The organism is Longimicrobiaceae bacterium, assembly GCA_035696245.1.
Classification (GTDB): Bacteria; Gemmatimonadota; Gemmatimonadetes; order Longimicrobiales; family Longimicrobiaceae; genus DASRQW01.
Genome location: DASRQW010000336.1, coordinates 1 through 9917, shown reverse-complemented (window position 1 = coordinate 9917; position 9917 = coordinate 1). Strand labels below are relative to the sequence as shown.

At 70.3% G+C, this 9917-nt stretch carries 10 protein-coding genes and 1 pseudogene; 5 read left to right on the top strand and 6 right to left on the bottom strand.

Translation table 11 applies throughout. The features are described from left to right. A partial coding sequence (locus tag VFE05_15615; GenBank protein ID HET6231500.1) for a hypothetical protein occupies positions 1–570 on the bottom strand: 570 nt, incomplete at its 3' end. A gap of 309 nt (positions 571–879) precedes the next feature. On the opposite strand from VFE05_15615, the gene VFE05_15610 reads away from it, so the two are divergent. Both VFE05_15610 and mazF read left to right on the top strand, forming a co-directional pair. Beyond that, a complete protein-coding gene (locus VFE05_15610) occupies positions 880–1122 on the top strand; it encodes an AbrB/MazE/SpoVT family DNA-binding domain-containing protein (protein HET6231499.1) in 243 nt (80 codons plus the stop codon). After that, a complete protein-coding gene (mazF, locus tag VFE05_15605; protein HET6231498.1) occupies positions 1119–1463 on the top strand; it encodes an endoribonuclease MazF in 345 nt (114 codons plus the stop codon). Before VFE05_15610 ends, mazF begins: the two co-directional genes overlap by 4 nt. Positions 1464–1945: 482 nt before the next feature. Here mazF and VFE05_15600 read toward each other — a convergent pair. Together VFE05_15600 and VFE05_15595 are read right to left on the bottom strand one after the other, a co-directional pair. After that, a pseudogene (locus VFE05_15600) lies at positions 1946–2152 on the bottom strand (cold-shock protein). Positions 2153–2666: 514 nt separating this feature from the next. Next, the gene (locus tag VFE05_15595; protein ID HET6231497.1) at positions 2667–3191 is read right to left on the bottom strand and encodes a glycine zipper domain-containing protein; all 525 of its coding nucleotides are present in this window, start codon (positions 3189–3191) and stop codon (positions 2667–2669) included. A 762-nt stretch (positions 3192–3953) separates the two neighbouring features. Here VFE05_15595 and VFE05_15590 point away from each other — a divergent pair. From VFE05_15590 to VFE05_15580, 3 genes are all read left to right on the top strand, one after another. Continuing rightward, positions 3954–6461 (top strand): TonB-dependent receptor, encoded by a 2508-nt coding sequence (locus VFE05_15590; GenBank protein ID HET6231496.1) that lies wholly within the window; start codon positions 3954–3956, stop codon positions 6459–6461. Between the two features lie 409 nt (positions 6462–6870). Further along, a complete protein-coding gene (locus VFE05_15585; GenBank protein HET6231495.1) occupies positions 6871–7146 on the top strand; it encodes a hypothetical protein in 276 nt (91 codons plus the stop codon). A gap of 197 nt (positions 7147–7343) precedes the next feature. Continuing rightward, a complete protein-coding gene (locus VFE05_15580; GenBank protein HET6231494.1) occupies positions 7344–7592 on the top strand; it encodes a hypothetical protein in 249 nt (82 codons plus the stop codon). Positions 7593–7685: 93 nt separating this feature from the next. Here the strand turns inward: VFE05_15580 and VFE05_15575 are convergent, their stop codons facing one another. The 3 genes from VFE05_15575 to VFE05_15565 form a co-directional block, all read right to left on the bottom strand. Next, positions 7686–8063, bottom strand: coding sequence for a hypothetical protein (locus VFE05_15575; GenBank protein ID HET6231493.1), 378 nt, complete (start codon positions 8061–8063; stop codon positions 7686–7688). Between the two features lie 31 nt (positions 8064–8094). Beyond that, positions 8095–8511, bottom strand: a complete 417-nt coding sequence (locus tag VFE05_15570; protein HET6231492.1) for a RidA family protein — start codon at positions 8509–8511, stop codon at positions 8095–8097. A 225-nt stretch (positions 8512–8736) separates the two neighbouring features. Further along, positions 8737–9525, bottom strand: a complete 789-nt coding sequence (locus VFE05_15565) for a PhzF family phenazine biosynthesis protein (protein HET6231491.1) — start codon at positions 9523–9525, stop codon at positions 8737–8739. Positions 9526–9917: the final 392 nt, after the last annotated feature.

Here is a 9917-nt window from a genome sequence, read left to right as displayed (position 1 = left end):
GTAGTAGTCGCGGTCCGGCAGGCCCAGGCCGCCCTGGTTCAGCGACGCCACGTACTCCGTGGCCTTCTTCGCGTCCTGCTGGATCGAGTAGCCGAACGGCACCTGCACCCCGATGGTGTTCAGGTGCGCGAACAGCTCCGGCAGCGCCGCCTTGCCGGTGAGCGCCGCGATGCGCGCCATCTCGGGCCGCAGCGGCGTGAGGCCCAGCCGCTCCGCGCGCGCCGAGTCCATCACGCTGGCATACAGGTCGCCCACCTTCTGCTCGTCGCTGCCGGGGCGGTTGTGCTTCGCCGCCGTGGCCTCCACGATGGTGCGGAGCGCGTTCTCGCTGCGGTCGCGCAGGTCGATGAAGGCGCCGGTGGTGGAGCGGTCGGCCGGGATCTGCGCGTTCCGCAGCCACGTGCCGTTCACGTAGCGGTAGAAGTCGTCCTGCGGCCGCACGGTCAGGTCGAAGTTGGCCGGGTCGATGCCGGGCGCGCTGGGGGCCGTCTGCGCCTGGAGGCCGCCGGCCAGCAGCAGCGCGCCGGCCGCCGGGACCCAGGCGGCCCGGGCGTACGTCGTCAGCTTCATGGAGACTCACGGTTCGGGGGAAGTGCCGTTGGAACGGACGTACGATTACAGCCGAGCGCACGGCGTGTTCCCCGCTCGCCAAAGCAGCGGCCCGCCCCTTCGGCAGGACTCCGCGACACCTCGTCTGAATCGTATGCAGCCATAGACACCTTGCCCCACCCGGACGCTTGTGGGACGCTTCCATTGTGTCCCCCCGCGCCACGGTGCCGTCGGACATGGCGCAGAACGCCGCCGGGTTGATCTACGGCTTCCCCATGGATATTCTTTGTATATCCACATGCAGCGTTCCACGCTCTCGAGGAAACCACCATGCGTGTTCAGATTCAGAAGTGGGGCAACAGCTTGGGCCTTCGAATCCCCAGTTCCTTCGCGCAGGAGGTCGGGATCACCCGGGGTGCCGAAGTGGAGATCTCCCTCATGGACGGACGTCTCGTGGTTGAAAAAACCTCGCCTGCTCCATTCACGCTCGACGAGCTGCTGGCGGGCATCACCGCCGACAACGTGCACGGAGAAGTGAATTCCGGGCCTCCCCTGGGCAAGGAGGCCTGGTGAGCGAGGCGGAATATATCCCCGAACGCGGCGACATCGTCTGGATCAGCTTCAATCCACAGTCAGGCCACGAGCAGGCGGGACGGCGTCCGGCGCTTACCCTCTCCCCGGGCAGCTACAATAGCAAGGCTGGGCTCGCGCTCTTCTGCCCCATCACGAGCCAGAAGAAGGGCTACCCGTTCGAAGTGGCGCTTCCTGCGGGCCTGCCGGTCCACGGGGTTGCGCTGGTAGATCAAATCAAAAGTCTGGACTGGAGGAGCCGCCAAGTAAGCCCGATCACGCAGGTACCAGCGGTGGTGCTGCATGAGGCGTTAGGTAAGATCGAAGTGCTCCTCAAACTCTGACACCGCTCCGCGCAAAAACGTGTGTTCGAATCGGCGAAACCTCGCGTCTTCGCTGCCGAGTTCGCCGTGCCTGCACGAACTTTTGCGCCAACATGGTCGGATACTGAAGCGCCGAGCCTTGTACCGGAATCGCCCGCCGAAACACCGCCCCGATTTCAGCAATTGGGGTTGAACTCCAGATCGGAACTCTGCGACTCCGGTTGAATCCTGTCCGGGCACGGCCGTTGGCCGATCTAGCCATGCAAATCGAAAAAAGCCGGGCCACCGCAAAGGTGGCCCGGCTTCTTCATGCTGCATGCAGCTGCTTACCAGCCGCCGCCGCGGCCGCCGCGATCGCGATCGCCGCCACCGCCGCCGTAGCCGCCGCCACGGCCCCCGCCACCACCGCCGCCGCCGCCGTAGCCGCCGCCACCGCCGCCACGGCCGCCGCCGCCACCGCCGTAGCCGCCGCCGCTGCTTTCACCGCCGCCCGCCGGCGCGTCGAGACGCACCACGTTCTCGGCCGCCGGGCCCTTGGCGCCCTGCACCACGTCGAACTCCACGCGCTCGTTCTCGTCCAGGCTCTTGAAGCCGCTGCCCTGGATCGCGCTGTGGTGCACGAAGCAGTCCTTCTCGCCGTTCTCGCGCGTGATGAAGCCGAAGCCCTTCTCCGCGTTGAACCACTTCACCGTGCCGGTCTCTCTTGCCATGCTCGTTCACCTGATGGGGGATAAGAGTGGTGCAGCAGCCGCTGCTGATGGGAGAACCTACGCGTCCCGCACCCGTCTGCCAAGAAATTTCCTTCTCAGGGCAGTCTTCGTGGCCCGCCCGTCTCCCGTTCGCTGCGGCCGGCTCGCCTTACCGCATTCCGTGCGCCACGGCGGCGCAGCACTGGCGAAACACGAGCGCCCGCCGCGCTCCGGACACGCGTAGATGGCATGCGGTCCCGCACTTAGACGAAATTGAATTTCGGGAGATGTGTGACGGTGCCGCTATCGCCCCGCGTACTGGCGACCAGCCGCCGGTCGGAGATGCAACTCCGCCGAGCCGGGGCGGATGCGCGGCAGACCGCCCATGGCGCGGGAGCGGAATCGCACGAGATGCGTATCCGCCCGCCGTGCCGCGGATGCGGGCGGCGGACGCGTCCGGCAGGTGCAAAGCGAAGCGCCTCCGCCCGTACCGGGGCGGAGGCGCTTCAAGGGTGCTACGCCGCTGGGGCGGAGCTTACCACTGGACCTGCTGCTTGTCGACCTTGTGGCCGAAGATGGCACCCACCGCGGCACCCGCCGCGCCGCCGATGATGGCGCCCTTCACCCGGTGCCGCCCGCCGCCGGCGACCGCGCCGATCACCGCGCCGGTGCCCGCGCCGATGATGGCGTCGCGCTTCGTGTGGCGGACCGTGCGGGTGCGCGGGGCCGAGTAGATGGGCTCGCTGCTGCCGCTGCTCGCCGAGCTGCCCGAGGAACGGTGCGTCGCGTGGTGCGTGGTCGCCCGGTGCGTCGTGCTGGCCCGGTGCGTCGCGGCGGCCGGCGCCTCGGCCGGGGCGGCGAGCGCCTGCGCCGTGGGCGACGGGGCCGCCTGGAGGCCCAGCTCGGTGGGCGAGACCACCGCGGAGTCGACCGCGGGCGTCTTCACGTCCAGGCTGTCCAGCCAGCTCAGGTCCTCGGCAGGCTTCTTGGCCTGGTCGGGCTGGCAGGCGGCGGCGCCCAGGAAGGCGGACATAAGGACTGCAAGCTTGAGAACGCGCATCGGGTTTCGCTCCGTCTGGTGTGTTTCCGTCCCGCTGGCGCCACCCGGGCGCTCGGACTCGGTGAGATCGAACTTCGTATCCGCGGGAGACGCCGGTCGTGCCCTCCCGCGGTCGGCCTGGATCAGTTGCACGGACCGGGCCACAACTGAGACCCGCCGTGCATCTACACCTAAACCATTCGCTGACAATAATATAACAGCTTTCGCCCTCGATTCCTACCCCCGAACAACCGCCCCCTGGGGAGGTCACTCCATCCGCCGCATCGTACAACTCTTCCGGCACGCGCGCCGAACCTCTCTCCATCGAGCGAATCGAACCCAATCCGTCCGACAACTCGTTGGCGACAACGCGGAAAACGGACCACCGTCTCCCGCGCACAGGCTTCCCGTCGGTATGGCAGACCTGCGGCGGGTCCGCGGCCGCCCTTGCACCGGCCCGGAGATTGGCTAAACGGGCCGTGGCGTCCCATCGCCGGGACCGCATCGTCCTCGCGGAGGGTCACGGGGGAAGAGGACCGCAACCGATTGCTCCGCAACGCGTTCCGATCATCCGAGCGGATGCGTGGCGCTTACGCTGAATCCCCCGGCAGGTGCGGCGCGTAGTGGACCGCCGGCGGCGGCGGGCAACGGTGCGGGGGTGCGGGGCGTCCAAATCCCCCGGCAGGCACCCGGCCCCGCACCGCCGGCGCAGGTCACGTCCTCCGGGCCCATCCGCCCTACCCGATCGTGCATCCGACCATTCCCGACTAGGGGAACGATACCATGAAACGCCTCGTTGGAACTCTCGCCGCGCTCGCGCTGGCGGCTTCGGCGGCCGCCGCGCAGACACCCGCCGGCCCGCCTCCCGGCGCACGCACGCCGCCCTCCGCAGGCGCGCAGCAGGCAGCCGGCGGCCTCATCCGCGGCACGGTGGTGGACGCCACGACGGGCCGGCCCGTGGCCTCGGCTTCGATCGCAGTGCGCAGCGCACGCGACTCCTCGCTGGTGACGGGCGCCGTGACGCGGCCGGACGGCTCGTTCCGCATCGAAGGGGTGCGGCCGGGGCGCTACTACGTGCGCGTCAGCTCGCTGGGCTACACGTCGGCGCTGCGATCGGACGTGGCGGTGGCGCCGGACGCGCCGCAGGCGGACCTGGGGACGGTTCGGCTCGCCGCGGGCGCCGTGCAGCTCCAGGCCATCACCGCCACCGGCGAGCGCGCCGCCGTCTCGCTCGCTCCGGACCGGAACACGTACCAGGCCAGGGACATCGCCGCCACGGGCGGCACCGCCAGCGACGTGCTGCGCAACGTGCCCTCCATCGAGGTGGACGGCGACGGCAAGGTGAGCCTGCGCGGCGACCCCAACGTGGCCGTGCAGATCAACGGCCGCGCGGCGCCCATGAGCGGCGACCAGCTCGCCAACTTCCTCAAGCAGCTCCCCGCCAGCTCGGTGGACAAGGTGGAGGTCATCCCCAACCCGTCGGCCAAGTACGACCCGGACGGCATGGCGGGCATCGTCAACATCGTCCTCAAGCAGAACGCCGACCTGGGCACCAGCGGCGGGTTCCAGCTCGGCATGGGCAGCGGCAGCAAGTACAACGGCGGCGGCAACGTGGGCTGGCAGAGCGGCCCCGTCACGCTCTTCGGCAACTACGGCTTCAACGCCGACCGCCGCGAGATCGCCGGCTTCCACTTCCTGGAGAACCGCTTCCTGGAGCCGCGCACCTTCCTCCAGGAGGACATCGACGGCACCTTCGACGGCCGTTCGCACGCCTTCAACGGCAGCGGCGAACTGAAGCTGGGCGCGCGCGACGTCCTCTCCACCACCGCGCTCCTGAACCGCCGCTCGTTCGGCGCGGCCAGCAGCAGCGCGTACACGCAGCTGGACGCCACCCGCGCGAGCACCGGCCGCTACGACCGCCTCACCGACGGCCACAACACCGACTTCACGCAGGACTATTCGCTGGCGTTCAAGCACACGGTGCAGCCGCAGCGCAACGAGCTCTCGGCCGAGGTGCGCTTCAACCGCGCGCGCGGCGAGATGCTGAACGACTTCTCGCGCTGGGACCGCGCGCCCGACGGCAGCGCCACCACCGCGCTCCCGGACCTCCAGCACACCGGCCTGGACGCGCTGAGCCGCAACGTGACCGCGCAGGCCGACTACGTGCGCGGGCTGGGCAAGCGCGCCAAGCTGGAGACGGGCTACAAGGGCTCGCTGCGGCGCCTGGACAACGACTTCGGCGCGGAGAGCTTCTCGTACGCGCAGAACGCGTGGCTGCCCGACGCGGGCCAGACCAACGCCTTCCGCTACGACGAGCGGGTGAACGCCGCGTACGGCGTCCTCAGCGGCAGCATGGGGCGGCTGGACCTGCAGGGCGGCCTGCGCGCCGAGCGGGCGACCACCACGTTCGATTTGGCGACCACGGGGCAGAAGTACGACAACGCGTACACCAGCCTCTTCCCCAGCGCGCTGGCGGCCTTCAACCTGAGCGACACGCGCCAGGTGAAGGCCAGCTACTCCAAGCGCATCCAGCGGCCCGACACGCGCCTGCTCAACCCGTTCACCGTGTACGAGGACGCGCAGAACGTGATCCGCGGCGACCCGGGGCTCAAGCCGGAGTACACGCACGCGTTCGAGTTGGGCTTCCAGCAGTCCGGCCAGAAGGGCTCGCTGCAGGTCAGCCCCTTCTTCCGCCACACCGTCGACGCCATCCGCCGCGTCCGCACGGTGGACGACGCGGGCATCACCACCAGCAGCTTCCTCAACCTGTCCACCAGCAACGCGTACGGCACCGACGTGAACGCGTCGCTGCGGCCGGGCGGGCTGCTGAGCGGCTTCGCGGGGGTCAGCGTCTTCCACATCGACACCGACGGCAGCAACGCCGGCGTGAGCACGCAGGCCACCGCGTGGTCGGCGCGCGTGAACGCAAACGTCAAGGTGAACCCGCGGCTCGACGCGCAGGCGTTCTACATGTACCGCGCGCCCATGAACGTGGAGGGCGGGCGCGTGTCGGCCTTCTCGCTCGTGAACCTGTCGCTGCGGCAGAAGGTGATGGGCGAGAAGGGCAGCGTGAGCCTGCGCCTGGCCGACCCGTTCAACACCTTGCACTTCCGCGTGGTCACGGGCGACGCGCGCTACCAGCAGGACAGCCGGCGCAGCATGGGGATGCGGGCTGCGTACGTGACCTTCCAGTACGCCTTCGGCCACCCGCCGCGGGTGCGCGCGCCGCGCCCGGCAGACCCGCAGCAGGCGCCCACGGACCCGGGCTACGGCGGCACCCCCGGCGCCTGAGCCGCGCGGAACGGAACTTCCGGGGTGGACGGGCCAGCCGGCTCGTCCACCCTGTTTCGTTTGCCCCGCAAGGGAGATGGTTCGAGCCGATCGCCCGGGATGAGTCGGAGCCTGGCGCCGTCAAGCGACGTCCCCGCGAGATGCGCGGTGGATCAACGTTCGGGTATTTCCGGAGATGGGCGGCCATCCGCCCCCAGCGGGGTTTTCCGGAGATGTACGGCAGGGCGCGATTCGCAGCGTTTCAGGGGGATGCGAACCCACGAGCGTCCGGGTAGATGCGGACCTTGGCCTTCGGCTGATGCGCAGCGGGCGTCCATCCACAGATGAACGGCTGGAGCTTTTCGGCGGATGGGTGGCCGGCAGGCTTCTCGATTGATGAGGTGGCGGGCTATCCACGGGAGATGCGGCGATGTCCAGAGCGTTCGTGAACGAGGACTCGGGCGGGTGGGCGGTGCCGGGGCGCTTCGGGTTGCCGGCGCGCGACGACCCGTCGTTCGACCGCGAGGCAGCGCGGGCGCTGATCGAGGCCGCGCGCGAGGGCAACACCGGCAGCGCAGAGGCCGCGACCGGCTACCTGTGGGGCGAGCCGCGCCTGCACCGTCACGTCCGCCGCATCCTCAAGGACGCGGAAGCGGCCGGCGAGGACGAGCGCCTGATCCGCCTGACGAAGCGCTTCCTCGGCTGACACCAAACGTTTGCGCATCATCGTGCCCCGCGATGCGCATCTTCCAACGCCGCGTCCGGCGAGGCTGTATCTCCGGGCATCCGGAAAATTGGCGTTCCGGGAGGCGGACGGCGAAGGGGCGTGCGGCCGGCTGGCGCCCCCATTATATTGGCGCCCTTACGTCCGTGTTCTCCTCGCGGCCCGCGACGTGCTGCGGCGTGTGGCCCGAAGGGACCTTTCGCATCGGCCCGGCCTTCATGCACTCGCTCTTCAAGCTCCGCGGCATCATCCTGAACGCCGGACGCGCCTGCCCGGCGTGCGGCGCGGAGACGATGCGCACCGAGGCACCGCTGGGGCTGAAGACGCCGCTGCGCCTCACCGGCGGCCACTATCGGTTCTGCCGGCGATGCCTGCGCTGCTGGATCGCGTACGGCGCGCGCGAGTCGCGCCAGGCCCGCGCCCGGTGACGGACGCCGCTGCGCGAGGACGCGGAAAAGACGGCGGGTCCGCACCGGAATGGTGCGGACCCGCTTTTCATCCACAGTGCCGGCGCCGCCCGGCTACGGCTGGCCGTGCGCCTTCGCGTTGAGCTGCGCGACCAGGCGCGTGGGGTCGGCGTGTGCGGCGGCGGTCCCGGTGCTGTCGGTCGGGTACGCGCAGAGCTTGCCGTACTCCACGCCCGCCTCGGCGACCTGGCCCGCGGGCTTCGCGTCCTGCCCGGCGCACGTGTCGTCCGCCGCGGTGGCGGACGACACGGTGGTGCGCGGGGCGGTGCTCATCCCACCGCCCGCCTTCGCTACGAGGGGCATGGACGCCGCGGCCTTGGCGGATGCGGCGGACGCATCTGCCTGGGGCGGGGCTTCGGTGCGAGCCTCGGCGCGGCCGCATGCGGCGAGGGCGAGCGCGGCGGCGACGATGCGGGGGAGCAGGGTCTTCATGCGGCCCGGTTGGGGGAGAGCTGCTGCGAGGTCAGGGAGCGGGCGGCGGCTCGGCGCGCCCTTCGGGAACGTAGGCGTCGGCTTCCACTTCCACCAGCATGGCGGGGTCGATCAGCCGGCTGACCTCCACCATGGTAGATGCGGGGCGGATCACGCCGAAGAACTCGCCGTGCGCGCGGCCCACCGCCTCCCACCGCGCAATGTCGGTCACGTAGACACGTGTGCGCACCACGTCTTCAAGCTGGGCGCCGGCGCGGCTGAGGGCGGCTTCCACGTTGCGAAGCGCCTGCACCGTCTGCGCATACGGATCGCCGGGGCCCACCAGCACGCCGTCGTCGCCCGTGGCAGTGGTACCCGCCACGTGGACGTGCGGTCCCACCCGCACCGCCCGCGAGTAGCCCACGATGGGCTCCCACTGCCCGCCGCTGGAGATGTTCCGCCGTTCCATGCCGCCTCGCATCCAGGTGGATGGTGATGCCTGCCGTTCATCGCCCGCCGCGAACTTCACGATCCGCATCATCCGATCCGTACCGCTGCATCTCCGCGGATACAAAGCGTTTGGAGATGCGTCTCGGACGATTCGGCGCACTGCCCGAGTGTCTGCGCAGCCGCACACGGATCGGATGCGACGAATCGCACCGCCATAACAGCCAGGTGTTTGCGGCTACGAGAGTTAGACCAGCTCACCACGCAGGACGGTGACGGCCTGGCCGGCCAGGATCACGCGGTCGCCGCGGGCGCGCACGCGGACGATGCCGCCGCGGGCCGACGCCTGGTAGCCGACCAGCGCATCGCGGCCCAGCTCGTGGGCCCAGTACGGCGCCAGCACGCAGTGCGCCGAGCCGGTCACCGGGTCCTCGTCCACGCCTACGCGCGGCGCGAAGAAGCGCGACACGAAATCCACGTCGTCCATCTCCGACCGCGCGGTGACGATCACGCCGCGGGCTTCGACGGCCCGGAGCAGCGTCATGTCCGGCGCGAGCGAGCGGACGGCCTCTTCCGACTCCAGCTCCACCAGCACGTCGAACTGGCTGCGGCCCACGTACACGGCCGGGGCGCCGAGCGCCTGCTCCAGCCCATCCGGGGTGTCGTCGGGGTCCTCGGGCTTGGCGGGGAAGTCCATCTCGATCCACCCGTCCGCACGGCGCGCGGTGAGCAGGCCGCTTCGCGTGTGGAAGCGCGCCTCGGCGCCCGGGGCGAGCGCGCCGGACTCCCAGAGTACGTGGGCGCTGGCGAGCGTGGCGTGGCCGCACAGGTCGACCTCGACCGTGGGCGTGAACCAGCGCAGGTGGAAGCCGTCTTCCGCGGGGTGGAGGAAAGCGGTCTCGGAGAGGTTCATCTCGCGCGCCACGTCGCGCATCCACTGCTCGTCCGCCGGTGCGGGGAGCACGCACACAGCGGCGGGGTTGCCGGCAAACGGCCGGTCGGCGAAGGCGTCCACCTGCACGACGGTCTGGGCCATGGACTCTCGTTCGGGATGCGGTGGGGAGATCGGGCTGCGGTGCCGACCACGAGTGCAGCCGGCGCTCGGAAGATAGCATCGCACCCGCCCATCGTCATCCCGCGCCGCATCTCCCGTCCCGACGTGCCCGACACCCGTCCCGCGCGGACCGGGGGCTTGGATCGGGCGGGGATGCAGCGGGACTCGTGAAAAGCCGCGCATCTCCCGTTTGGGAAGGGATCTTGCACTTCCGGGTGGGCAGGCGGCGGCGCGATGGATCCAGCGCCGGCCGCACGGGAACCGCAACCGAAGCGGAGGCACCATGGGCAGATACGACCGGCAGCTGGGGTACGGGTCGGACTACCGCGAGCTGAACATGCGCCCGCAGCAGCAGCGCGGCCAGACGGCCGACC

What these genes read in the sequence shown, in the direction of transcription:
- VFE05_15595 (HET6231497.1), bottom strand. Translation starts at nt 3,191, where the DNA reads ATGCGCGTTCTCAAGCTTGCAGTCCTTATGTCCGCCTTCCTGGGCGCC.
- VFE05_15575 (HET6231493.1), bottom strand. Translation starts at nt 8,063, where the DNA reads ATGAAGACCCTGCTCCCCCGCATCGTCGCCGCCGCGCTCGCCCTCGCC.
- VFE05_15570 (HET6231492.1), bottom strand. Translation starts at nt 8,511, where the DNA reads ATGGAACGGCGGAACATCTCCAGCGGCGGGCAGTGGGAGCCCATCGTG.
- VFE05_15565 (HET6231491.1), bottom strand. Translation starts at nt 9,525, where the DNA reads ATGGCCCAGACCGTCGTGCAGGTGGACGCCTTCGCCGACCGGCCGTTT.
- VFE05_15610 (HET6231499.1), top strand. Translation starts at nt 880, where the DNA reads ATGCGTGTTCAGATTCAGAAGTGGGGCAACAGCTTGGGCCTTCGAATC.
- VFE05_15590 (HET6231496.1), top strand. Translation starts at nt 3,954, where the DNA reads ATGAAACGCCTCGTTGGAACTCTCGCCGCGCTCGCGCTGGCGGCTTCG.
- VFE05_15585 (HET6231495.1), top strand. Translation starts at nt 6,871, where the DNA reads ATGTCCAGAGCGTTCGTGAACGAGGACTCGGGCGGGTGGGCGGTGCCG.